General features: G+C 69.3%; 18 protein-coding genes. 11 read left to right on the forward strand and 7 right to left on the reverse strand.

What is annotated here, in order from left to right; translation table 11 throughout:
- Nucleotides 1–52: 52 nt before the first annotated feature.
- From AAHF99_RS01730 to AAHF99_RS01745, 4 genes are all read right to left on the reverse strand, one after another.
- A complete protein-coding gene (locus AAHF99_RS01730) occupies nt 53–595 on the reverse strand; it encodes a Ros/MucR family transcriptional regulator (protein ID WP_342162388.1) in 543 nt (180 codons plus the stop codon).
- Between the two features lie 403 nt (nt 596–998).
- The gene (locus AAHF99_RS01735) at nt 999–2,138 is read right to left on the reverse strand and encodes an ABC transporter permease (RefSeq protein WP_243959435.1); all 1,140 of its coding nucleotides are present in this window, start codon (nt 2,136–2,138) and stop codon (nt 999–1,001) included.
- A gap of 53 nt (nt 2,139–2,191) precedes the next feature.
- Nucleotides 2,192–2,668 (reverse strand): DUF4112 domain-containing protein, encoded by a 477-nt coding sequence (locus tag AAHF99_RS01740; RefSeq protein ID WP_412759817.1) that lies wholly within the window; start codon nt 2,666–2,668, stop codon nt 2,192–2,194.
- A gap of 48 nt (nt 2,669–2,716) precedes the next feature.
- Entirely contained in the window at nt 2,717–3,871 is a 1,155-nt protein-coding gene (locus AAHF99_RS01745) for an aminotransferase (RefSeq protein WP_342162390.1), read from the reverse strand.
- 228 nt (nt 3,872–4,099) lie between these two features.
- Between AAHF99_RS01745 and AAHF99_RS01750 the strand changes: the two genes are divergently transcribed.
- The 8 genes from AAHF99_RS01750 (at nt 4,100) to AAHF99_RS01785 (ending at nt 16,136) form a co-directional block, all read left to right on the forward strand.
- Nucleotides 4,100–4,312, forward strand: coding sequence for a hypothetical protein (locus AAHF99_RS01750; protein ID WP_342162391.1), 213 nt, complete (start codon nt 4,100–4,102; stop codon nt 4,310–4,312).
- Between the two features lie 133 nt (nt 4,313–4,445).
- Nucleotides 4,446–5,825, forward strand: a complete 1,380-nt coding sequence (locus AAHF99_RS01755; RefSeq protein ID WP_342162392.1) for an MdtA/MuxA family multidrug efflux RND transporter periplasmic adaptor subunit — start codon at nt 4,446–4,448, stop codon at nt 5,823–5,825.
- A gap of 12 nt (nt 5,826–5,837) precedes the next feature.
- Complete coding sequence (locus tag AAHF99_RS01760) at nt 5,838–8,960, forward strand: MdtB/MuxB family multidrug efflux RND transporter permease subunit (protein WP_342162393.1); 3,123 nt, start codon at nt 5,838–5,840, stop codon at nt 8,958–8,960.
- A 10-nt stretch (nt 8,961–8,970) separates the two neighbouring features.
- The gene (locus AAHF99_RS01765; protein ID WP_342162394.1) at nt 8,971–12,393 is read left to right on the forward strand and encodes an efflux RND transporter permease subunit; all 3,423 of its coding nucleotides are present in this window, start codon (nt 8,971–8,973) and stop codon (nt 12,391–12,393) included.
- Between the two features lie 2 nt (nt 12,394–12,395).
- Nucleotides 12,396–13,913: an efflux transporter outer membrane subunit gene (locus AAHF99_RS01770; RefSeq protein ID WP_342162860.1), complete on the forward strand. Its 1,518-nt coding sequence runs from the start codon at nt 12,396–12,398 to the stop codon at nt 13,911–13,913.
- 70 nt (nt 13,914–13,983) lie between these two features.
- Entirely contained in the window at nt 13,984–15,507 is a 1,524-nt protein-coding gene (zwf, locus tag AAHF99_RS01775; RefSeq protein ID WP_342162395.1) for a glucose-6-phosphate dehydrogenase, read from the forward strand.
- 66 nt (nt 15,508–15,573) lie between these two features.
- Nucleotides 15,574–15,861, forward strand: a complete 288-nt coding sequence (locus AAHF99_RS01780; RefSeq protein WP_342162396.1) for a CopG family ribbon-helix-helix protein — start codon at nt 15,574–15,576, stop codon at nt 15,859–15,861.
- Nucleotides 15,858–16,136 carry a type II toxin-antitoxin system RelE/ParE family toxin gene (locus tag AAHF99_RS01785; protein ID WP_243959417.1) on the forward strand — a complete coding sequence of 93 codons (279 nt, stop codon included), beginning with the start codon at nt 15,858–15,860 and terminating at the stop codon, nt 16,134–16,136. The genes AAHF99_RS01780 and AAHF99_RS01785 overlap by 4 nt, the downstream gene beginning before the upstream one ends.
- A 6-nt stretch (nt 16,137–16,142) precedes the next feature.
- Here AAHF99_RS01785 and rnhA read toward each other — a convergent pair whose 3' ends face one another.
- The 3 genes from rnhA to ispH all read right to left on the reverse strand — a co-directional run bounded on the left by rnhA (nt 16,143) and on the right by ispH (nt 18,747).
- Nucleotides 16,143–16,592: a ribonuclease HI gene (rnhA, locus tag AAHF99_RS01790; RefSeq protein WP_243959415.1), complete on the reverse strand. Its 450-nt coding sequence runs from the start codon at nt 16,590–16,592 to the stop codon at nt 16,143–16,145.
- Nucleotides 16,589–17,554 carry a homoserine kinase gene (gene thrB, locus AAHF99_RS01795; RefSeq protein WP_342162397.1) on the reverse strand — a complete coding sequence of 322 codons (966 nt, stop codon included), beginning with the start codon at nt 17,552–17,554 and terminating at the stop codon, nt 16,589–16,591. The genes rnhA and thrB overlap by 4 nt, the downstream gene beginning before the upstream one ends.
- Nucleotides 17,555–17,739: 185 nt before the next feature.
- On the reverse strand, nt 17,740–18,747 hold the full coding sequence (ispH, locus tag AAHF99_RS01800; protein WP_243959410.1) for a 4-hydroxy-3-methylbut-2-enyl diphosphate reductase: 1,008 nt from the start codon (nt 18,745–18,747) through the stop codon (nt 17,740–17,742).
- 407 nt (nt 18,748–19,154) lie between these two features.
- Here ispH and AAHF99_RS01805 point away from each other — a divergent pair, with 407 nt between their 5' ends.
- The 3 genes from AAHF99_RS01805 to AAHF99_RS01815 all read left to right on the forward strand — a co-directional run bounded on the left by AAHF99_RS01805 (nt 19,155) and on the right by AAHF99_RS01815 (nt 23,735).
- Nucleotides 19,155–20,714 carry a glucosamine inositolphosphorylceramide transferase family protein gene (locus AAHF99_RS01805; protein ID WP_342162398.1) on the forward strand — a complete coding sequence of 520 codons (1,560 nt, stop codon included), beginning with the start codon at nt 19,155–19,157 and terminating at the stop codon, nt 20,712–20,714.
- 88 nt (nt 20,715–20,802) lie between these two features.
- On the forward strand, nt 20,803–23,145 hold the full coding sequence (locus AAHF99_RS01810; protein WP_342162399.1) for an Orn/Lys/Arg family decarboxylase: 2,343 nt from the start codon (nt 20,803–20,805) through the stop codon (nt 23,143–23,145).
- Nucleotides 23,145–23,735: a GNAT family N-acetyltransferase gene (locus AAHF99_RS01815; RefSeq protein WP_342162401.1), complete on the forward strand. Its 591-nt coding sequence runs from the start codon at nt 23,145–23,147 to the stop codon at nt 23,733–23,735. The genes AAHF99_RS01810 and AAHF99_RS01815 overlap by 1 nt, the downstream gene beginning before the upstream one ends.
- Nucleotides 23,736–23,783: the final 48 nt, after the last annotated feature.

Consider the following 23,783-nt stretch of genomic DNA (forward strand, 5'->3'; position numbering starts at 1 on the left):
CAACCAGAGATTGTTGCGCCGCCGTAGGGCCGGCGGAAGTTTCTCTCAAGTATTACTCGGCGTCCGCCGTCTTGCGGCTGGACCGGCCCTTGGCGGTGGCGGTGGCGGCCTTGCGGCGCCCGCGCGGGGCCGGGGCGGCCTCTTCCTCGATCTCGTCGACGGCGTCGCTGCCCTGTCCCGAACGGCCAGGCTGGCCGAGGCCGAGGCTCTTCGCCAGGGCGGAGCGCTGGGCGGAATAGTTCGCGGAAGTCGTGGGGTAGTCGGCGGGCAGGCCGTAGCGCTCGCGATAGGTGTGCGGATCGAGCCCGTGCTTGGTCAGGTGGCGCTTCAGCGTCTTGTAGGACTTGCCGTCGATGAAGCTGATCAGGCCATCGGGGCGGATCGACTTGCGAACCTGGGCGGGGGTCGGCTTCTCGACGGATTCCGACGCCTGGGCGACGGGGCCGGAGGCGACCCGGTTCAGCGCCTCGTGAACGCTGGCGATCAGGGCGGGCAGTTCCGTGGTGGGCACCGAGTTGTTCGAGACATAGGCCGCGACGACGTCGACGGTGCGTTCGATGTAGTCCAATTGCGATGTCGGCGCGGTTTCAGACATCCTCGATACCCTCATTGGTTTTTTGATGAAATGGCCCCTCGGCGTCGAGTTATGTGGATCGACGGAAAAAGCAAGGTGTTTTCCGAAGGTGACCTGTGCTGGCTTGATAGTTTACGCACAGTTCCTTTGGCTGCGGCGATCGAGGGACGCTACGGAATGAAACATCGCGCGTTTTACCGCTCAGGGGAATGACTTTATCATCCGGCCGTAGCGAGAAGAATTTTCTCGTGAGAAAAGAGACCGTTACCCGTTGCTGAAACCAGCCGCGAACGGCCGGGACAAGCCAATTTAATCCACTAAAAGTTGTGTTAACTGTGCGCAACCAATCGCGCGCAATCGGACTGCCGGCATAGGCATTCCGTCCCATGCGACAATCTGGCTCATTCGCCGGATGGGAACGCGGTCAGGCGAAGGTTTTCCGGGGATCGAACGCATCGCGCACCGCCTCGCCCGCGAAGACGAGCAGGCTCAGCATCGCCGCGATCACGACGAACCCGGTCAGGCCGAGCCAGGGGGCGGTCAGATTGTCCTTCCCCTGTGCCAGGAGCTCGCCGAGGGAGGGCGAGCCGGGGGGCAGGCCGAAGCCGAGGAAGTCGAGGGAGGTCAGGGTGGTGATCGAGCCGTTCAGGATGAACGGCAGGAAGGTCAGCGTCGCCACCATGGCGTTGGGTAGCAGGTGGACGCGCATGATCCGCACATTCGACAGGCCGAGCGCCCGCGCGGCGCGAACATACTCAAAGTTGCGCGCTCGCAGGAATTCGGCGCGGACCACGCTCACCAGCGCCACCCACGAGAACAGCAGCATGATGCCGAGCAGCACGAAGAAGCCGGGGGCGATGAAGGCCGAGATGATGATGATGAGGTAGAGGGTCGGGATGCCGCCCCAGACCTCGATGAAGCGCTGGAAGGCGAGATCGACCCAGCCGCCGAAATAGCCCTGCACCGCCCCGGCCAGCACGCCGATGGCCGAGGAGACGGCGGCGAGGATCAGCCCGAACAGCACCGAGATGCGGAAGCCGTAGATCACGCGCGCCAGCACGTCGCGGGTGGTGTTGTCGGTGCCGAGCCAGTGCCAGGGGATGTCGGCGCAGCCCGTGCCGCCGAGGCGCTCGGCCACGGGCTTGCACTGCGCGTCCGAGAGCATCCAGGTCGGCGGGGAGGGGGAGGGGGTCGGCAGGTTCTCGTTGATCGTGTCGTAGGAGAACGGGATCGGCGGCCAGATGGCCCAGCCGTTCTCGGCGATCTCCTTGCGGATCTCCGGCGAGCGGTAATCCGTGACGGCGAGGAAGCCGCCGAACTTCTCTTCTGGGTAATCGACCAGCACCGGCACCAGCCACTCGCCCTTGTAGGAGGCGAGGAGCGGCTTGTCGTTGGCGATGAACTCCGCGAACAGGCTGAGGACGAACAGCAGGGCGAAGACCACGAACGACCAGTAGCCGAGGCGGTTCGCGCGGAAATTGGCGAGCCGCCGCCGGTTGAGGGGCGACAGTCCCCCACGGACGAGGGGCGCCTGGGCGCCGGGCATCGGGACGGCGTCGGTCATGCCCGGGACTTGCCGTCACGGGCGCCGTTGTCAAGGCGCGGCGCCCCTTCCGCTCAGTCGGGGAGCCGGGTCGCGGTGCCCTCGATCTCGTTGGGGCGCACGCCGCCGTGGCGCTCCATCCAGCGGCGGAGCAAGCGGACGTTGCGCCGGTTCGCCTTGAACGCCGCGTCGAAGATGTCGCCGGCCAGCGGCACCGCGCCGACCACGCCATCGAAGGCGACGTTCAACGCCATCCGGCCGATCAGCCAGCGGGGGGCGCCGAGGCGGCGCGCCTCGTAGACGATGAAGGACGAGATCACCATGCCCGCCACGTCGCCGACGAGGGGCACGAGGCCGATCAGGGCATCGAACCCGACCCGCCGGTTGATGCCGGGGATCACGAAGGCGCTGTCCATCAGGTGCGCCAGGGTTTCGAGCCGGGCGAGGCTCGCCTCGCGGCCGAGGTCGAGGGCGCCGGGGAACGGCCCGGCCTGATGCGGGATGTCGCGCCGGGGCGGGAAATCCTGCGGGGGAATGCGTGCGCTCGACATCGTCATGAGCAACGATGTGGCGGCGCCTCCGGTTGCGCGCAAGGAGCTTCAGGCGGCGAGGCGCGCCAGATCGCCCATGCGGTCGAGGGCGGCATCGAGGGTCGCGTCGGCCTTGGCGAAGCACAGGCGGACCACGTGGCGCACCGCCCCGTCGGGATAGAAGGCGCTGACGGGAATTGCCGCCACCCCATGCCGGGTCACGAGGGTTTCGCAGAAGGCCACGTCGTCGGGGTGGCCGAGGGGCGCGATATCGATGTTGAGGAACCACGTCGCCGCCGCCGGCAGCACGGTGAAGCCGCGCTCGGTCAGCCCCGAGGCGAGGCGGTCGCGGGAGCGGGCATAGCCGGCGCGCATCGCTGCGAACCAGGGCTCCTCCTTGCCGAGCCCGAGGGCCACGGCGGCCTGGAGGTTCGGCGGCGTGGTGAAGGTGAGGAACTGGTGCGCCTTGGCGAGCACCCGCATCAGCCGCGCGTCGGCGGTGACGAAGCCGACCTTCCAGCCGGTCAGGGAGAAGATCTTGCCCGCCGAGCCGATCTTCACCGTCCGCTCGCGCATCCCCGGAAGGCCCATCAGCGGAACGTGGCGGGCGCCGTCGAACACGACATGCTCCCACACCTCGTCGCACAGGGCGACGACGTCGTGGCGGCAGCACAGCGTGGCGAGCAGGGCGAGGTCGTCCGACCCGAACAGCGTCGCGGACGGGTTCAGGGGATTGTTGAGGAGGACGAGCTTCGTCCGGTCGGAGAAGGCCTCCGCCAGGGCCGCCGCGTCGAGGCGGAAGGCGGGCGGGGTCAGGTTGACGATCCGCGCCACGCCGCCGGCCCGGCGGACCAGAGGCAGGTAGGCGTCGTACATCGGCGCGAAGAGGATCACCTCGTCCCCCGGCTCGATCAGCGCCAGCAGCGCCCCGGCCAGGGCCTCGGTGGCGCCCGACGTCACCATCACCTCCGTCTCGGGGTCGAGGGTCAGGCCCTGATGCCGGGCGTAATGCGCGGCGACGGCCTCGCGGAGGGCGGGCAGGCCCATCATCGGCGGGTATTGATTCGGGCCGTCGATCAGCGCACGGGCGCCGGCCTCGCGGATGTCCGCCGGGCCGGGATCGTCGGGGAAACCCTGCCCGAGATTCACCGCCCCATGCTCGCGGGCGAGCCGCGACATCGTCTCGAAGACGGTGGTGGGGAGCTCTGCGAAGACGCGATTCATGGAGGCCCTTACCATGGTGCCTCGCCCCTTTCGAATGTGCGCTCGCGCACGGGGCACCTATCCGAACGCATCGGGACGGCTGACGATTGTTGACATTCATCACCCGGGGCATAGGTTGTCGTCACGGCCAGGGCGATGCCCGTTTCCAGCGGGGCTCTGCCCCCTCGCTCCGCTTTCCCGCGGTGCGTCGCCTGGGTCGCGTGTAGAGGGCCACCGGCTTGTCGGCCGGTGGCCCTTTCCGCGTTCGGGGGCTATCGGTCGGGGCTCGCAGCGGGCTTGGTCGCGATGACGCGGTGTCTGTTCTTCGCCCTGATGGTCACGGGCCTGGGGCTCGTCCTCAGGATGTCGCTCGTGCCGCTGCCCGTCGATGGCGCCTTTCGCGATGTTCTGCGTTCCTATGGCGCCTCGGTCAGCAATACCGCCGAAACGTCGTCGCCCTAGTGCAGGCTCATTGGACGCCTAGTTCAGGGTCCGTCACCGTTTTCGTGCGACACCGATGCGAAGCGGCCCGGTCTTGGGGTCGCGCGGCGATCCTGCCGATGGGTGTCGCGACCGGAATGTGCTTGAGTCGGGAATGAACGAGAGTTCGCCGATCCGTACCGAGACTGCTCGTGCCTACGAGCCGGGGCCGATCCAGGCCCCCGTCCGCACGCGCCGCCGGTTCCGGCCGATCCGCTGGCTGGTGCTGCTCGTCGCGCTCGCCGCCATCGGCGCCGTCGCGCATCGCTGGTACGATTCCCGCACCCAGAAGGGCACGGAGCAGGCGGCCGGCGCGGCGGGCGGTCGCCACGGCGGCAAGCGCGGCGGGTCCGACCTGCCCCAGGCCGTGGGCATCGCTCCCATCACGGCGGGCGACATGCCGGTGGTGCTGCAGGGCCTCGGCACGGTGACGCCGCTCGCCACGGTGACGGTGAAATCGCAGATCAGCGGCTACCTCACGGAGGTGAAGTTCCGCGAGGGCCAGATGGTCAAGGCGGGCGATCCCCTCGCCCAGATCGATTCGCGCCCCTACGAGGCGCTGCTCGCGCAGTATCAGGGGCAGCTCGCCCGCGATCAGGCGCTCCTGCAGAACTCGAAGCTCGATTTCCAGCGCTACCAGACCCTGAACCGCCAGGATTCGATCTCGAAGCAGAACGTCGACACCCAGGCCGCGCTGGTGAAGCAGAACGAGGGCACCGTCGCCGCCGACCAGGCGCTGGTGGACCAGCAGAAGCTCAACATCGCCTACACGCACATCACCTCGCCCGTGGACGGACGGGTCGGCCTGCGGCAGGTGGACCAGGGCAACTACATCTCCGCCGCCTCGACGGCGATCGTGGTGGTGACGCAGCTGCACCCGATCTCGGTGGTGTTCACCCTGCCCGAGGACGACGTCGCCCGCGTGATGCGCCGGGTGCGGGCGGGGGCGAGCCTCGCGGTGAAGGCCTACGACCGGGGCGATTCCCACGAGATCGCCACCGGCAAGCTCGACACGGTGGACAACCAGATCGACACGACCACCGGCACGGTGAAGCTGCGCGCTCTGTTCGACAACGCCGACGAGGAGCTGTTCCCGAACCAGTTCGTGAATGCCCGCCTCACCGTCGAGACGCTGCACGACGCCACCCTGGTGCCGAACGGCGGCATCCTCCAGGGCAGCCCCGGCGCCTACGTCTACCTGATGGACGGGGACGACAAGGTGTCGGTCCGTCCGATCAAGACCGGCGAGACGGACGGCATCCACACGGTGGTGCTCTCCGGCCTCAAGCCCGGCGACCGGGTCGTGACCGACGGCACCGACCGCCTCAAGGACGGGGCGAAGGTGCGGGTCACGGAGGGGGCTCAGGCGTCCGCCGTCAGCCCCACCCCCTCCGCCGGCCCGCAGGCGCCCGCCGCCGACGCGGCCAAGGAGGCGACCGCCGAAGGCGCCCCGCAGCAGGGCGGCCGCCGGCGGCACCGACAGCAGGGGCAATAAGGGCACGCGCCCATGAACCCCTCCCGCCTCTTCATCCTCCGCCCGGTCGCTACCACGCTGCTGATGCTGGCGATCCTGATCGTCGGCGGGGTGTCGTACCTGAACCTGCCGGTCTCGGCGCTGCCGTCGGTCGATTACCCGACGATCCAGGTCCAGACCTTCTATCCCGGCGCTTCGCCCGAGGTGATGACCTCCTCCGTCACCGCGCCCCTGGAGCGGCAGTTCGGGCAACTCGCCAACCTCAACCAGATGACCTCGCAATCCTCGGCGGGGGCGTCGGTCATCACGCTCCAGTTCAACCTCGATCTCCCCCTCGACATCGCCGAACAGCAGGTCCAGGCCGCGATCAACGCGGCGGGCAACCTCCTGCCCTCGGACCTGCCGGCGCCGCCGGTCTACGCCAAGGTGAACCCCGCCGACGCGCCGATCCTGACGCTGGCGCTCACCTCCAAGACCCTGCCGCTGACCCAGGTGCGCGACCTCTCCGAGACGCGCCTCGCGCAGAAGATCAGCCAAGTGGCCGGCGTCGGCCTCGTCAGCATCTCCGGCGGCCAGCGCCCGGCGGTGCGGGTTCGCTTCAACGCCCGGCAGCTCGCCGCCTACGGTCTCAACATCGACGACCTGCGCACGACGATCACCAACCTGAACGTCAACACGCCGAAGGGCACGATCGACGGCCCCCGGCAATCCTACGCCATCAACGCCAACGACCAGATCCGCGACCCGAAGGCCTACGATTCGGCGATCATCGCCTATCGCAACGGCGCACCGGTCCGCCTGTCGGACGTGGCCGAAGTCGTGGACGCACCCGAGAATACCAAGCTCGGCGCCTGGGCCGACGAGACCCCCGCCGTCATCCTCAACATCCAGCGCCAGCCCGGCGCCAACGTCATCGCCACCGTCGACAAGATCAAGCAGTTGCTGCCGCAGTTACAGGCGAGCCTGCCGCAGGCGGTGAGCGTCGCCCCGCTCACCGACCGCACCACCACGATCCGCGCCTCGGTGGACGATGTGCAGTTCGAACTCGGGCTGGCCATCGCCCTCGTGGTGCTGGTGATCTTCTTGTTCCTGCGCAGCCTGTCGGCGACGCTGATCCCGAGCCTGTCGGTGCCGCTCTCGCTGATCGGCGCCCTGTCGGTGATGGACCTCTACGGCTTCTCCCTCGACAACCTGTCGCTGATGGCACTCACCATCGCCACCGGCTTCGTCGTGGACGACGCCATCGTGGTGATCGAGAACATCGCCCGCCACGTCGAGGACGGCGATTCGCCCCTGGAAGCGGCTCTCAAGGGCTCGCGCGAGATCGGCTTCACCATCATCTCGCTCACCGTGTCGCTCATCGCGGTGCTGATCCCGCTGCTGTTCATGGGCGACGTGGTCGGCCGGCTGTTCCACGAATTCGCGATCACGCTCGCGGCCACCATCGTGATCTCGGCGGTGGTCTCGCTGACGCTGGTGCCGATGCTATGCGCGCGGCTGCTGAAGCACGTCCCGGCGGGGGTGGCCGTCCGGCGGGAGGGCCCCCTGGCGCGGATGGGCCGGCGGGCGACGGAGGGCACCATCGCCGCCTACGGCCGGGCGCTGCGGGTGGTGCTCGACCACCAGGGGCTGACGCTCCTCGTCACCCTGGGGACGGTGGCGCTCACCGCCTATCTGTTCGTGGTGATCCCGAAGGGCTTCTTCCCCGTGCAGGACACGGGGGTGATCCAGGGCATCACCCAGGCCGACCAATCGGTCTCCTACGCGGCCATGGCCGAGCGGCAGCAGCGGCTCGCCGCGATCATCCTGAAGGACCCGGACGTCGCGAACCTGTCCTCGTTCATTGGCGTCGATGGCCAGAACGTCACGCTGAACTCCGGGCGGATGCTCATCAACCTCAAGCCCCGCGAGGAGCGCACCGCCACCGCGAGCGAGATCATCCGGCGGATCGGCGCCGCGACGAATTCCGAGCCCGGCATCCGGCTCTACATGCAGCCGGTCCAGGACCTGACCATCGACACCGCCGTCTCGGCGACGCAGTACCAGGTGATCCTGGAGAGCCCGAACCTCGAGGATTTCGAGACCTGGGTGCCGCGCTTCACCGAGGCGCTGGCCGCCTCGCCCGTCGTCGCGGACGTGACGAGCGACCACCAGGGCAAGGGGCTCGCGGCTTACGTCACCATCGACCGTCCCACGGCGGGCCGCTACGGCATCACCCCCGCGACCATCGACAACGCCCTCTACGACGCCTTCGGCCAGCGCATCATCTCGACGATCTTCACCCAATCGAACCAGTACCGGGTGATCCTCGAAGCCGATCCGGACCTGCACAAGACGCTGGAGAGCCTGAACGGCATCTACCTGCCGTCCTCGACGGCGACGAACGGGCAGGTGCCGCTCTCCTCCGTGGCGCGTGTCACCGAGAAGCGGGCGCCGCTGCTGATTTCGCATCTCGGCCAGTTCCCGGCCACCACCGTGTCGTTCAACCTCGCGCCGGGCGCGGCCCTGGGGCAGGCGGTGGAGGCGATCGACGCGGCGAAAGCCAAGATCGACCTGCCGCCCTCCTTCCGGGTGGTGCCGCAGGGCTCGGTCTTCGCCTTCCAGGCGGCGCTGGGGAACGAGCTGTTCCTCGTGCTCGCGGCCATCGTCACCGTCTACATCGTGCTCGGCGTGCTCTACGAGAGCTTCATCCACCCGATCACGATCCTCTCGACCCTGCCCTCGGCCGGGATCGGGGCGTTGCTCGGGCTGATGCTGTTCGGCCTGTTCCTCGACATCATCGCGATCATCGGCATCGTGCTCCTGATCGGCATCGTGAAGAAGAACGCGATCATGATGATCGACTTCGCGCTCCAGGCCGAGCGCGAGGACGGGATGGCCCCCCGCGACGCGATCTTCCAGGCCTGCCTGCTCCGCTTCCGGCCGATCCTGATGACGACGCTGGCGGCGCTGTTCGCGGCGGTGCCGCTGATCCTCGGCACGGGCGTCGGCTCGGAACTGCGCCAGCCGCTCGGCATCTGCATCGCGGGCGGGTTGATCGTCAGTCAGGTGCTGACGCTGTTCACGACCCCGGTGATCTACCTCGCCTTCGACCGCCTGGAACGCCGCATCGCCGGCCGCGGGCGCGGCCTGGAGGGCGGGGAGGCGGTGCCGTGAGGCCGGCCCCGTGAATATCTCCGCCCCGTTCATCCGGCGGCCGATCGCCACGACGCTGCTCACCATCGGCGTGCTGCTGGCGGGCGTGTTCGCGTTCCTGAAGCTGCCCGTCGCGCCGCTGCCGCAGATCGACTTCCCCGTCATCCTCGTCCAGGCGCAGATGGCCGGCGCCAGCCCCGAGACCATGGCGACCACCGTCGCCGCGCCCCTCGAACGGCGGCTCGGCGTCATCGCCGACGTCAACGAGATGACGTCCACGAGTTCGCTCGGCACGGTGCGCATCGTGCTGCTGTTCGGCCTGAACCGCGACATCGACGGCGCCGCCCGCGACGTGCAGGCCGCCATCAACGCCGCCCGCGCCGACCTGCCGACCTCGCTCCGGCAGAACCCGACCTACCGCAAGTTCAACCCCGCCGAGACCCCGATCATCATTCTCGGCATGACCTCGGACACGCTCACCCGGGGCCAAGTCTACGATTCCGCCGCCACGGTCGTGCAGCAGAAGCTCTCGCAGCTGCCTGGCGTCGGCAACGTCGATGTCGGCGGCTCGTCCCTGCCGGCGGTGCGGGTGGAGCTCGATCCCACCGCCCTGTTCCACTACGGCATCGGCCTGGAAGGCATCCGCGCGGCGCTGGCCTCGGCCAACGCCAACTCGCCCAAGGGCGACATCGACGTCGGCAACCGGCGCTACCAGCTCTACGCCAACGACCAGGGCCGCAAGGCCCAGGATTACCGCGACATCGTCGTGGCCTACCGCAACGGCGCGGCGGTGAAGCTCACCGATGTCGGCCAAGTGCTCGACGGCGTCGAGGACAAGCGCAACCTCGGCATCGTCAACGGCAAGCCCGGCGTGCTGCTCTTCGTCTACAAGCAGCCCGGTGCCAACGTCATCGACACGATCAACGGCGTGAAGAAGGCCCTGCCGCAGATCATCGCGGCCCTGCCCGGCGGCATCGACATCAAGCTCACCGGCGACCGCAGCGCCACGATCCGCGCCTCGCTGGAGGCGACGGAGGAGACGCTTCTCGTCGCGGTCGGCCTCGTGATCCTCGTGGTCTACGCCTTCCTGCGCTCCGGCCGGGCGACGCTCATCCCCGCCGTGGCGGTGCCGATCTCCATCGTCGGCACCTTCTCGGCGATGTACCTCTTGAACTACTCCCTCAACATCCTGTCGCTGATGGCGCTCATCATCGGCACGGGCTTCGTCGTGGACGATGCCATCGTCGTCCTGGAGAACATCCAGCGGCACATCGAGGAGGGTAAACCCCGGTTCCAGGCGGCGCTGATCGGCGCGCAGGAGGTCGGCTTCACCGTCATCTCCATGAGCCTGTCGCTCATCGCCGTGTTCCTGCCGATCCTGCTGATGGGCGGCCTCGTCGGGCGCATCTTCCAGGAATTCGCCGTCACCCTGTCGCTGGCGATCCTGATCTCCCTCGTCCTGTCGCTGACCACGACGCCGATGATGTGCTCGCGGCTGCTCAAGCGCGAGGGGCATGGCGCGCAGGGCAAGGAACGCCGCAACCTCCTCGTCCGGGCGCTCGAAGGCGGGTTCGACGCGATGCTGGCGGGCTATGCCCGCACCCTGGAGATCGCCCTGCGCCATCCCCGGCTCGTGCTGCTGACGCTGCTCGCGACGGTGGGGCTCAACGTCTACCTCTACATCATCGTGCCAAAGGGCTTCTTCCCCGAGCAGGACACGGGGCAGATGATGGGCGGCATCCAGGCCGACCAGCGCATCTCCTTCCAGTCCATGGAGAAGAAGCTCACCGAGGCGACGCGGATCGTCGGGGCGGACCCGGCGGTGGAGAGCGTCGTCGGTTTCACGGGCGGGCGCGGCACCAACTCGGCCAACGTGTTCGTGGGGTTGAAGCCCCTCTCCGAGCGCGCGTCGATGAGCGCCGTGACCGCGCGCCTGCGCCCGAAGCTCGCGCAGGTGGCAGGTGCCCGGCTCTACGTCTTCCCCCGGCAGGACCTGCAGATGGGCGGGCGCCAGAGCTTCGCGCAGTACCAGTACACGCTGCAGGGCGACACGCCGGAGGAGCTCTACTCCGCCGCGCCCAAGCTCCTGGCCGCGCTGCAGAAGGATCCGACCTTCGCCGACGTCACCTCCGACCAGCAGGAGGGCGGGCTGGAAAGCCGCGTGGTGATCGACCGGGCCACCGCCTTCCGCTACGGCATCACCCCCGACAAGATCGACCAGACCCTCTACGACGCCTTCGGCCAGCGGCAGGTCTCGACCATCTACAATCCGCTGAACCAGTACCACGTCGTGATGGAGATCGCGCCGCGCTACCTGGAGACGCCGGAGACCATCAAGCGGATCTACGTCTCGACCTCCGGCGGCAACGCCAAGGGCTCGGCCACCACCAACGCCGTCGCCGGCACCGTCGCGGCGGGGGGCACGGTGAACACCAACGCCGCCACCGGCACGAGCAGCCCCACCGCCGGCGCAGCCTCCGGGACCGGGGCGGTCGGCAGCGGCACGGCCGGCGCGGTTGCGGCCGCCACGGCCGCGACCTCCACCGCCAGCACCGATGCCAGCACCAACGCGGCCGCCATCGCCTCCGATTCGGCCCGCAACGCCTCGTCCAACGCGCTCGCCGCCAGCAAGGGGGGCGCCTCGTCGAGCGCGCCGGTCTCGTCCGCCAAGGAGACGATGGTGCCGCTCTCGGCCTTCGCCCGGTTCGAGACGGGGAACGCCCCGGTGCAGATCAGCCACCAGGGCCTGTTCGTCGCCACGACGATCTCGTTCAACCTCGCCCCGGGCAAGAGCCTGTCGGACGCGACCGAGGCGATCGACCGGGCCATGGCGTCCTTACGCTTGCCCGCGAGCATCCACGGCGAGTATGCCGGCGCGGCCAAGAACTACGTGTCCTCCGCGTCGCGCCAGCCGCTCCTGATCCTCGCCGCGATCCTCGCCGTCTACGCGGTGCTCGGGATCCTCTACGAGAGCTTCGTGCACCCGCTCACCATCCTCTCGACCCTTCCCTCGGCCGGCGTCGGCGCGGTGCTGGCGCTGCTGGTGACGGGCACGGAGTTCACCATCATCGCCCTCATCGCGGTGTTCCTGTTGATCGGCATCGTGAAGAAGAACGCGATCATGATGGTCGACGTCGCCCTCGACGCGCAGCGCACCCGCGCCGCGAATCCGGTGGACGCGATCCGCGAGGCCTGTCTCCTGCGCTTCCGGCCGATCATGATGACGACGCTTGCCGCCCTTCTCGGCGCCGTGCCCCTCATCGCCTCGATGGGGGAGGGCGCGGAATTGCGCCGGCCCCTGGGCATCGCCATCGTCGGCGGCTTGATCGTGAGCCAGATCCTGACCCTCTACACGACCCCCGTCGTCTACCTCTCCCTCGACCGCCTCCGGCAGCGCTGGCAGAACCGCCGCGGCCGGGCCGGCGGGGCGCTCCCCGTTCCGGCGGGCGAATGAGGATGCCCGTGGTGTCGGCCGGTTCGCTGCGCGCCCTGTCGGGTGCCCTTCTCCTCGCGACGGCGCTCGCCGGCTGCGTGGTCGGGCCCGATTATTCCCGGCCCTCGGTGGAGACCCCGCTCGCCTACAAGCAGGGCGGCGTGCACGAGGACAGCCCCGGCTACGTCGCCGCCCGCAAGAAGGGCTGGCGCGAGGCGCGCCCCGCCGACGCCGTCGAGCGCGGCGACTGGTGGCGGGTGTTCCACGATGCCAGCCTCGATCGGCTGATCCGCCTCGTGGACGTGGACAACCAGTCCCTCCGGCAGTCGGTGGCCAATTACCGGCAGGCCCGTGCACTGGTCGCCTCGGCGCAGGCCGCGCTCTATCCGACCGTCATCGGCGCGCCCTCCATCACCCGCTCGCGCACGGCGGGCTTGGAGCGGACCAGCGTCTCGCTCCAGGGACAGGCGAGCTGGGAGCTCGACCTGTTCGGCGGCACCCGCCGCAACATCGAGAGCGAGACGGCGCTGGCCCAGGCGGACGCCGCCACCGTCGCGCTCACCCGCCTGTCGATCCAGGCCGAGGTCGCTGCGAACTACTTCTCGGTACGCTACGCCGACGCCCTGCAGAAGGTGCTCGACGAGAACATCGAGAACTTCCGCAAGACCTTGAAGATCACCGAGAACCAGTACGCGGCGGGCGTCGCCGCGCGCTCCGACGTCATCACCGCGCAGACGCAGGTGCAGACGATCGAGGCGCAATCCATCGCGGTGCGCCTCACCCGCGTGCAGTTCGTGAACGCCATCGCCACGCTGATCGGGCGCCCGCCCTCCGAGGTGGCGATCGCCGTCGCGAGCCTGCCGCGCACTCCCCCGGAGGTGCCCGCCGGCATCCCCGCCGACCTGCTGGAGCGGCGCCCGGACGTCGCCCAGGCCGAACGCCTCGTGCAGGCGCAGAGCGAGCGGATCGGCGTGGCGGTGGCGGCCTTCTTCCCGACCGTGACCATTTCCGCCTCGGGGGGCATTTCGGGGCTGACGAGCAACGGCATCCTCTCGCCGGTCAACCAGGTCTGGGCGGTGACGGCGGCGGGCAGCGAGGTCCTGTTCGAGGGCGGCGCCCGCATCGCGGCCGTGCGCGCCGCCCAGGCGGGCTACGACGCGGCGGTGGCCAATTACCGGCAGGTGGTGCTCGCCGCCTTCGCCGAGGTCGAGACCCAGATGGCCGCCCAGCGCATCCTGCGCCAGCAGCAGCGCGCCCAGGACGCGGCGGTGGACTCCTCCCGCAAGGCGGTGGAGATCACCCTCAACGAGTACCGGGCCGGCACGCAGAACTTCACCACCGTGGTGACGGCGCAGGGGCTCCTCGTGAACAACGAGATCACCGCCCTGCAGGTGCTGCTGAACCGCTACACGGCGGCCGTGACCCTGATCCGCGGCCTCGGCGGTGGTTGGGACGCCCGCGCCCTGCCGAGCGATTCCGAGTTGAAGGGGCCGAGCCTGCCCATCGATACCGGCGGGCAGGCGGTGCGCCCCGACGAGTGAGGAACGCCCTTCGGCACGAGGGGTTGTCCCGCCGATTTCGTTGCGGTGCCGCAACCGAGAGGGATCGCCGATGCCCGAGACCACGCCCCTGAAGGACAAGGCCGCCTGCGGGACCAAGCCCGCACCGCCCTGCACCCTCGTGATCTTCGGGGCGGGCGGCGACCTGACCAAGCGCCTGCTGATGCCTTCCCTCTACAACCTCGCGGGGGCGGGACTGCTGCCGGAGGGCTTCTCGATCATCGGCGTGGACCATGGCGACGGCGACGACCAGTCCCTCCGCGACGGCCTCACCAAGACGATGGAGGAGTTCAGCAAGGACCCGTCCTCCGAGTTCCACGCCGCCAGCATCGACGCGAAGAGCTGGGGCTTCATCCGCGACCGGCTGCATTACCTGAAGGGCGACTTCGAGAAGCCCGAGACCTTCGAGGCCGTGAAGGCGAAGGTGAAGGGCAGCGCTGTGTTCTACTGCGCCGTGGCGGCGCGGTTCTTCGGCACCATCGTCGACGGGCTCGGGCAGGCGGGCCTGCTCCGCCAAGAGGGCGACAGCTTCCGCCGGGTGGTGATCGAGAAGCCGTTCGGCTCCGATCTCGCCTCGGCGCGGGACCTCAACGCCCGCATCCTGAAGCAGGGTGACGAGAGCCAGTTTTACCGGATCGACCACTTCCTGGGGAAGGACACGGTGCAGTCGATCATGGCCTTCCGCTTCGCCAACGGGCTCTTGGAGCCGGTCTGGCGGCGGGAATACATCGACAGCGTGCAGATCACGGCGGCCGAGACGGTGGGCGTGGAGGAGCGCGGCGGCTTCTACGAGCCGACCGGGGCGCTGCGGGACATGGTGCCCAACCACATGTTCCAGTTGCTCTGCATGGTCGGCATGGAGCCGCCGAACTCGTTCGACGCGGAAGCAGTGCGCACGGAGAAGGCCAAGCTCGCCGAGGCCGTCCAGCCGATCCCGGCGGAGGACGCGGTGCGGGGCCAGTACACGGCGGGCACCAGCGAGGGCCGTCAGGTGGCCGGCTACCGGGACGAGCCGCATGTCGCCAAGGATTCGGCGACCGAGACCTACATCGCCCTGAAGCTCCACATCGAGAACTGGCGCTGGGCGGGGGTGCCATTCTACATCCGCACTGGCAAGCGGATGACCGGCCGGCGGACGGAGATCGCGGTGCTGTTCAAGCCCGCGCCGTTCAAGATGTTCGAGGAGACGCCGACCGACGATCTGCGCCCGACGGTGATGCGCATCACCATCGACCCGGATCACGGGATCAGCACGGAATACAACGTGAAGGTGCCGGGCCCGGAGATGAGGATCGGCCGGGTGCGCACGGCCTTCAAGTACGACGACTTCTTCGCGAACACGCCGAACGTGGGCTACGAGACCCTGCTCTACGATTGCATGATCGGCGACGCGACACTGTTCCAGCGGGCGGACAACATCGAGGCGGGCTGGGCGGCGGTGGACCCGCTGCTCAAGGGCTGGCCGCAGGCGAACCCGGCCCCCTACGCCGCCGGCAGCGCCGGCCCGAAGGAGGCCGACGACCTGCTGGCCCGCGACGGCCGCCACTGGCTCGGCATCGACGGGACGACGGATTGAGGCTTCGTTCCACGAGCCCCGGCCAGCATGATATAATGACGGGATTCGAAGCCGGGAGCGGATGCCGTGGGCGAGGCCGTCGTCACATTCGAGGTCGATGAGCACCTTAGGGACGAGTTCGTCCGTGCCACGGCGGCGGACGACCGGTCGGACGCTCAGGTCCTGCGGGATCTCATGCGGGATTACGTTCAGCGTCAGCGCGAGGCTGCCGAGGACGATGCTTGGTTCCGCAATCAGGTCCGGGACGGGCTGGCTTCGGCCCGTGCCGGCCGGCTCATCCCCGGCGCCGAGGTCGAGGTGCATTTCGCCGCGAAACGTGAGGCGACGCGGCGACGGCTCGGCGGCACCGAATGAGGCATCTGTTCTGGACGCCTGAGGCGCTCCGGGACAGAGAAGCCATCTACGATCACGTCGAAGGTGATGACCCTCAGGCGGCGATCGCCCTCGATGGCCTCTTCGCGGAGCGCGCAGGAACGCTCGTGGCCCATCCCGGCATCGGACGGCTTGGCCGTGTCGGCGGCACACGCGAACTCGTGGTCCACCGCCGCTACATCCTTGTCTATGAGCAGGCGGACAATGCCGTGACCATTCTCCGTGTGCTGCATACCGCGCGGCGATGGCCCCCGTGAGAAACTCTACCGCCGCTTGAACGGCGCCATGGCCGCCACGGCGAGCGCATCGACCCGGTTGTTCAGCGGGTCGCTGGCGTGGCCCTTCACCCAGTGCCACTCGACCTCGTGGCGCTCGCGGGCGGCATCGACCCGGCGCCAGAGGTCCTCGTTCTTCACCGGCTTCTTGTCGGCGGTGCGCCAGCCGCGCGCCTTCCAATTGTGGATCCAGGCGGTCACGCCCTGGCGCAGGTACTGGGAGTCGGTGAACAGGTCGACCCGGCAGGGCCGCTTCAACGCCTCAAGGGCCTCGATGGCCGCGAGCAGTTCCATCCGGTTGTTGGTGGTGTGCGCCTCCCCGCCGGAGATCTCCTTGCGGGTCTCGCCGAAGATCAGGATGGCGCCCCAGCCCCCCGGCCCCGGATTCCCGGAGCAGGCGCCGTCCGTGTAGATCTTGACCTTGCCGTCCTCGCTCATGCCGCGCGCCCGTAATCGGCCGCGCCCGTGGCCTGCCGGTGGAAGGTGAGCCGCCGGTCGTATTCGCGCGGGTCCTTCGGCTTCACCAGCGCGCCCGGCGGCACGTTCAGCCAATCCACCAGACGGGTCAGCATGAAGCGCAGGGCCGCGCCCCGGCACAGGATCGGCAGCGCCTCGACCTCTGCCGGCTCGAGGGGACGCTCGGATTCGTAGCCGGCAATCATCGCCGTCGCCATGTCCCGGTGGAAGTGGCCCTGGGCATCGAAGCACCACGCGTTCAGGCAGACCGCGAGGTCGTAGGCGAAGGCGTCGGTGCATGCGAAGTAGAAGTCGATCAGCCCCGACAGGCCGTCGCCGATGAAGAACACGTTGTCGGTGAACAGGTCGGCGTGGATCACCCCGCGCGGCAGGTCCTTCGGCCAGGAGGCTTCCAGCACGGCGAGGTCGTCGCGGGTGCGCGCGGCGAGGCCGGGGGAGACGGAATCGGCCTCATCGCCGGCCTGCGCGAAGAGCGGGCGCCATGAGGCGACGGAGAGGCTGTTCTCGCGCACCATCGGGAAGTCGCGGCCGGCTGCGTGCAGGCGTGCGAGCGCCACGCCGACCTCGCGGCAATGCTCCGGCCCCGGCGAGGACAGGGAGACGCCTTCGAGAAAGCTGACGAGGGCGGCGGGCCGCCCGCACAGGCGCCCGAGGGCGGTGCCGCTGCGGTCGCGCACCGGCTGCGGGCAGGCGAGGCCCCGGCTCGCCAGATGCTCCATCAGCCCGACGAAGAAGGGCAGGTCCTGTTCCCGCACCCGCTTCTCGTAGAGGGTGAGGATGAACGAACCGCCGGTCGTGTGCAGGAAGTAGTTCGAGTTCTCGACCCCTTCGGCGATGCCCTTGCAGGACAGCAGGGTGCCGATGTCGTAGGCCGCCAGGAACGCGCTGAGCGCCGCGTCGGATACCTCGGTGTAGACGGCCACGTCGTGCGCTCGTTCGTTAGGTTCACATCGTGCGAGCGTCGGAGCCCGCGAGTCATCGGGCAATACCGCCGCGCCGGGTCACGCACCACCCCGTCATCGCGAGCGCAGCGAAGCGACCCAGGGCAGCGCTGCCCTGGATTGCTTCGCTCACGCTCGCAAAGACGATGAAGGCCGATGGCCCGAGATTATTCGGCAGCCTCGCTGCGCAATTCGCGCGGCAGGGGGAACACCATGTCCTCGACCACCGTCGAGACCGTATCCACGGTCACGTCGTAGCGGGCGGCGAAGGCGTCGATGATCTCTTCCACCAGCACCTCGGGGGCCGAGGCGCCGGCCGTGAGGCCGAGCTTGGTGATGCCCTCGAAGGCCGGCCAGTCGATCTCCTCGGCCCGGTTCAGGAGCCGGGTGATTGGGCAGCCGACGCGCTCGGCGACCTCGCGCAGGCGCTGCGAGTTCGAGGAGTTCGAGGAGCCGACGACGATCAGCGCGTCCACCAGCGGCGCCACGTGCTTCACCGCTTCCTGGCGGTTGGTCGTGGCGTAGCAGATGTCGTCCTTGTGCGGCCCGGTGATGGTCGGGAACTTCCGCTTCAGGGCCTCGACCACGTGGCGGGTGTCGTCCACCGAGAGGGTGGTCTGCGTCACCCAGGCGAGGTTGTCGGGATCGACCGGCGTCAGGGCCTCGATCTGATCGACGTCCTCGACCAGGGTGATCGAGCCCTTGGGCAATTGGCCCATCGTGCCCACCACCTCCGGGTGTCCGGAATGGCCGACGAGCAGCACGTGGCGCCCGCGCTTGTGGTGGATCTCCGCCTCGCGGTGGACCTTCGTCACCAGCGGGCAGGTGGCGTCGATGGTGGTGAGCCCGCGCGAATCGGCGTTGGCCGGCACCGTCTTGGCGACGCCGTGGGCCGAAAAGATCACCGGGGCGTCCCCGTCCGGCACCTCGTCGAGCTCGCGCACGAACACGGCGCCCTTCCGCTTCAGGCTCTCGACCACATACTTGTTGTGGACGATCTCGTGGCGGACGTAGACGGGCGGGCCGTGGATGGCGAGCGCACGCTCGACCACGTCGATGGCGCGCACCACGCCGGCGCAGAAGCCGCGCGGGGCGCAGAGGAGGATGTCGAGCGGGGGCTTGGCCGCCTGGGTGGCGGCTTGGCCGGACGCGGGAGTTGTAGGTTCGGCGTTCATAGGATGGATGTGGCGAGGGCAGGGCTATCCTGTCAACGGTCATGGCTCGCGAACCGGGCAGGAACGAGGCCGGAGACGCGCCCTGTTACTGGTTTGCCGCGGCCTGTTCTGCCGCGCCGTGCTTGGACGAACTTTCCGAAATGTTTCCGGGCCGGGCCAGTATCCCCGTTATCCCGGCAGTCTGCGCCCCCCGGCACCCTCCGAGTCGGGTGGACCGCGGCCAAGGAATACACAATAGTGTCGTCGGACAGGACCGATGCGGCCGCAGAAGGTCTTGGCGAGCGCAAGTCTAGGCGGCCGGGACCGGTTGCGATGATTGGGAGAAGGCGTCCGGTTTCTCGCCGGGACGTGCAGAAGAAAAGGGCGGACCCCGTGTCCCACCGCATCGCATGTCGATGACGGCCGCCATGCCGCATGTCCTGGTCGCAGGGCCGCGTCCCGCGATCCCGGCACGGCCGGTTCGCGCCGTGCGCGTGCGGCTCGACCGGGCCGCCCTGCGCGGCTGGCACCTGCGCCTGCTCGAACGCCTCGCCCAGCGGGAGGATTGCCGGCTCAGCGTCGAGGCCGTCGAGGGCACGACGCCCATCCTGCCCGCCAACGCCGAATTGCTGTTCCGCCTGGAGGCGACGATCCACGGGCTGCCCCGCCCGGGGCTCTCCACCCCCGCCGCGCCCGTGGCACTCGCGCCCTACGAGGCGGCGGAGGCGGGCGCGCCCGACCTCGTCATCGACCTCAGCGGCGACGGCCCGGCGGGCGAGGACGGGGCGGTCTGGCGCCTCGACGTCGATGGCGTGCCGGGCGAGGCGGGGCTGCTCGCCTCGCTGTTCGCGGGGCGCATCCCCGTGGCGGCCCTGCGCGACGGGCAGGGCGCGGCGGTGGCCGCCGGGCGGCTCGGCGCCGAGTCCCAGACGGTGATGCTCGTCGCCTTCGAGGATTACCTCGCCCGCACCATCACCCTCATCGAGGCGGCCCTCTCGGGCGGCGCCTCCTGCGAGCTGCCGGAGGGTGCGCTGGCGCCCCTCGTTCCGGCGGGCGCGTTCGACATCGCCGGATGGACCGTCCGGCGCCGGGCGGCGGAGAATCTCGGCCGGCGGATCGCCCGGCGGCTCTACGGCCTGTGCTTCCACGGCGAGCGCTGGCGGGTCGGCTGGCGCCGGACGCAGGGGCCGGACCTGATCGACCTGCGCCGCCACCCGCCCGGCGGCTGGACCGACCTGCCCGACGACGGGCGCCGCTTCTACGCCGACCCCGTCGCCATCGCCCGCAATGGGTCGGTGACGCTCTTCATGGAGGAGTTCGACTACAGCCGCGCCAAGGGCGTGATCTCGGCGGTGCGGTTCGGTCCGCGCGGGCCGGTCGGGCGGCCGGAGCCGGTTCTGGAACGCGACACGCACCTCTCCTACCCCTTCGTGTTCGAGGCGGGGGGCGAGGTCTGGATGATCCCCGAATCGAGCCGGTCGGCGACGATCGACCTGTACCGGGCGACGCAATTCCCCGGCGGCTGGGCCCACGAGGCGGTGCTGGTCGAGGGCGTGGTGGCGAGCGACGCGACGCTCCTGCGGCATGGCGGGCGTTGGTGGCTCTTCGCCACCGTGCGGGAGGGGGGCGGTTCGTTCTCCGATTCGCTCCACCTCTGGCACGCGGCCGACTTCCGGGGGCCGTGGACCGCCCATCCCCGCAACCCCGTCCTCATCGACGTGGCCTCGGCGCGGCCCGCCGGGCCCATCGTCCTGCGCGACGGGGCACTGATCCGCCCGGTGCAGGATTGCCGGGGCGGCTACGGCGCGGCGCTCGGCCTCGCGCGGATCCTGCGCCTCGACGAGGACGGCTATGCCCAGCGCGTCGAGGCGCGGCTCGCCGCCGGCCCCGATTGGCCGGGCTCGCGCCTGCACATGTACAGCGCCGCCGGCGGATTGGAGTTCATCGACGGGTCCCGCCGCCCGCCGATGCGGCTTCGGAGGGGCTGAACGCCGCGTCGGACCAGTTTCGTCATCGAACGGTCACAGAGCGTCCGACAAGGCACGGGGCGAACTCTCCGCCAAAAGGGCCCCCGGCATGGATTTCCACCGCCGCTTTACCGTTCTGATGTGCACCCCGGCCTTCGACCCGGACGATCTCGAAGGCGCGCGCGTCAACCAGATCGTGGCGGCGGTCGAGCAGCGGGGCTTCGAGGTCGTGCGCGCCCGGCGCGTCGAGGACGCGGCCATCGCCGTGCAGACCGACGCGGCGGTGGGCTGCCTCGTGGTCGATTGGGGCAAGCGCGGGCTCGACGGCAAGGCCGCCGCGCTCATCGACATGATGCGCCGACGCGGCCTCGAAATGCCCATCGTCATCATGGTCCGCCGCAAGCGCCTGGAAGACATCCCCGTCGAACTGCTGGACTTCATCGACGGCTACATCTTCCTCGCGGAGGAGACGCCGGAATTCATCGCGCGCGGCCTCGTCAGCCGCGTGACGCAATATGCCGAGACGCTGAAGACCCCCTTCTTCGGCGCGCTGGTCGATTACGCGGAGAAGGGCAACCAGCTCTGGACCTGCCCCGGCCATAACGGCGGCATCTTCTACAACCGCTCGCCCATCGGCCGCATCTTCGTGGAGCATCTGGGCGAGGCGATCTTTCGCGACGACCTCGACAACTCGGTCCTCGACCTCGGCGACCTGCTGACCCACGAGGGCCCGGCCCTCAGGGCGCAGAAGGAGGCCGCCGCGATCTTCGGGGCGGAGAAGACCTACTTCGTCCTCAACGGCACCTCGGCCTCCAACAAGATCGTGCTCTCGTCCCTGGTGGCCGAGGACGACCTCGTCCTGTTCGACCGCAACAACCACAAGGCCGCCCATCACGGCGCCCTGTTCCTCGGCGGCGGCATCCCGATCTTCCTAGAGACCGACCGCAACGCCTTCGGCCTGATCGGCCCGATCTGCCATGAGGCGCTGGACGAAGGGCGCATCCGCGAAAAAATCAGAAAAAACCCCCTCGTGACCGACCGGGAGGCGTGGCGCCGGGAGCGGCCGTTCCGCGTCGCGGTGATCGAGCAATGCACCTACGACGGCACGATCTACGACGCGCGGATGATCGTGCAGAAGATCGGCCACCTCTGCGACTACATCCTGTTCGACGAGGCCTGGGCGGGCTTCATGAAGTTCCACCCGTTGTTCCAGGGCCGCTACGCCATGGGGCTGACCGGGCTGGACGAGACCTCGCCGGGCATCGTCGCCACGCAATCGACCCACAAGCAGCTCGCGAGCTTCAGCCAAGCGTCGCAGATTCACACCAAGGACAGCCACATCCGCGGCCAGACCCGCCGGGTGGAGCACAAGCGCCTGAACGAGAGCTTCCTCGTCCACGCCTCGACCTCGCCGTTCTATCCCCTGTTCGCCTCGCTCGACGTCGGCGCGCAGATGATGAAGGGCCGCTCGGGCATGATCCTGTGGGACGACACGATCCGGCTCGGCATCGAGTGGCGCAAGAAGGTGCGCGCCATCCGCCGCGAGTTCGAGGAGAACGAGGCCGACCCCGCCCGCCGCTGGTTCTTCGACCCGTTCGTGCCCGACCGTGTGAACGGCCCGGACGGCGAGCAGACCTGGGAGAGCGTGCCGACCGACCAGCTCGCCTCCGATGCCCGCTTCTGGGAGCTGGCGCCCGGCGCCGCGTGGCACGGCTTCACCCATGTCGCGCCGGGCTACGCCATCACCGACCCGAACAAGCTGACGGTGCTGACCCCCGGCTTCGACCGGAAGACCGGCGCCTATGCCGAGCACGGCGTGCCCGCGCCCATCGTGGCGCAATACCTGCGTGAGAACCGGATCGTCGCCGAGAAGAACGACCTGAACTCGCTGCTCTTTCTGCTGACCCCGGGCGTCGAATCGTCCAAGGCCGGCACGCTGATCTCGGGGCTCGTCGCCTTCAAGCGGCTGCACGACGACAACGTGCTCCTGGAGGAGGCCATGCCGGAATTCGTGAAGCGCCGGCCGAACCGCTACCGGGGCGTGCGCCTGCGCGACCTCTGCGCGGACTTCCACACCTTCCACCGGGAGCACGGCACGTCCGCACTCCAGCGCAAGCAGTTCATGCCCGAGCACCTGCCCGAGATGGTGATGCCCCCGAAGCGGGCCTCGCAGATGCTGACCCGCAACAAGGTCGATTACGTGCCCATCGCCGAGGCCGAGGGGCGGATCGCCACGACGCTGATGCTGGTCTACCCGCCGGGCATCGGCACGGTGCTGCCGGGCGAGCGCCTGGACGAGCGGGCGAAGCCCATGCTCGACTACTTCAAGATGTTCGAGGCCTCGGCCAACCTGTTCCCCGGCTTCGAGGCCGAGATCCAGGGCGTCTACCGCGAGGTCGATCCGGACGGGCGCATCCGCTTCCACACCTACGTCCTGCGCGAGGGCGCCTGATGGGGCCGGGCGAGCCCTGCCCGGAGATCGTGATCCGGCCGTCCTCCGATGCGGACGTGGCGGCGATGATCGCGATCTACGAGCACCACATCGCCAAGGGGGTCGGGGATGCGGGCGACTTCGAGGAGGAGCGCCTGCTGCCCGACGACCTGAAGCGCCGCCGCAAGACCATGCGCAAGAAGCGCCTGCCGCATCTCGTGGCCGAGCGGAACGGGGAGGTGGCGGGCTATGCCTACGCCGTGCCGTTCCGCAAGCGGCCCGCCTATCGCTACACGCTGAAGCACTCGATCTACGTGCATCACGCCCACCTGAACGCGGGCATCGGCCGGCGCCTGTTGCCCGCGCTGATCGAGGCCTGCGCGGCGGGGGGCTACCGGCAGATGATCGGCTACATCGACGCCGCCAACGAGGCGAGCCTGCGGCTGCACGAGACCTGCGGCTTCCGCCGCGTCGGCTACCTGCCCTTCGTCGGCTACAAGTACGGCCGGTGGACCGACAGCGTGATGGTGCAATGCGCGCTGGGCACCGGTGCGGAGGACCAGCCGCAGCCGCGGGTGGTGGCGCCCGTGCCGCCCCCGAGCGGCGTCTAGCGTGTCGAACGGCACGCGGCCACGCTCGCTTCCCCCGGCCGGCCGCGT

It is taken from the genome of Methylobacterium litchii (assembly GCF_038442315.1).
Taxonomy (GTDB): domain Bacteria; phylum Pseudomonadota; class Alphaproteobacteria; order Rhizobiales; family Beijerinckiaceae; genus Methylobacterium; species Methylobacterium litchii.

Excerpts from the sequence above, each read along its gene's own strand:
- AAHF99_RS01730 (WP_342162388.1), bottom strand. The coding sequence starts at position 595 with ATGTCTGAAACCGCGCCGACATCGCAATTGGACTACATCGAACGCACC.
- AAHF99_RS01740 (WP_412759817.1), bottom strand. The coding sequence starts at position 2,668 with ATGTCGAGCGCACGCATTCCCCCGCAGGATTTCCCGCCCCGGCGCGAC.
- AAHF99_RS01755 (WP_342162392.1), top strand. The coding sequence starts at position 4,446 with ATGAACGAGAGTTCGCCGATCCGTACCGAGACTGCTCGTGCCTACGAG.
- AAHF99_RS01760 (WP_342162393.1), top strand. The coding sequence starts at position 5,838 with ATGAACCCCTCCCGCCTCTTCATCCTCCGCCCGGTCGCTACCACGCTG.
- AAHF99_RS01745 (WP_342162390.1), bottom strand. The coding sequence starts at position 3,871 with ATGAATCGCGTCTTCGCAGAGCTCCCCACCACCGTCTTCGAGACGATG.
- zwf (WP_342162395.1), top strand. The coding sequence starts at position 13,984 with ATGCCCGAGACCACGCCCCTGAAGGACAAGGCCGCCTGCGGGACCAAG.
- AAHF99_RS01735 (WP_243959435.1), bottom strand. The coding sequence starts at position 2,138 with ATGACCGACGCCGTCCCGATGCCCGGCGCCCAGGCGCCCCTCGTCCGT.
- AAHF99_RS01785 (WP_243959417.1), top strand. The coding sequence starts at position 15,858 with ATGAGGCATCTGTTCTGGACGCCTGAGGCGCTCCGGGACAGAGAAGCC.
- AAHF99_RS01815 (WP_342162401.1), top strand. The coding sequence starts at position 23,145 with ATGGGGCCGGGCGAGCCCTGCCCGGAGATCGTGATCCGGCCGTCCTCC.
- ispH (WP_243959410.1), bottom strand. The coding sequence starts at position 18,747 with ATGAACGCCGAACCTACAACTCCCGCGTCCGGCCAAGCCGCCACCCAG.
- AAHF99_RS01805 (WP_342162398.1), top strand. The coding sequence starts at position 19,155 with ATGCCGCATGTCCTGGTCGCAGGGCCGCGTCCCGCGATCCCGGCACGG.
- AAHF99_RS01810 (WP_342162399.1), top strand. The coding sequence starts at position 20,803 with ATGGATTTCCACCGCCGCTTTACCGTTCTGATGTGCACCCCGGCCTTC.
- rnhA (WP_243959415.1), bottom strand. The coding sequence starts at position 16,592 with ATGAGCGAGGACGGCAAGGTCAAGATCTACACGGACGGCGCCTGCTCC.
- AAHF99_RS01770 (WP_342162860.1), top strand. The coding sequence starts at position 12,396 with ATGCCCGTGGTGTCGGCCGGTTCGCTGCGCGCCCTGTCGGGTGCCCTT.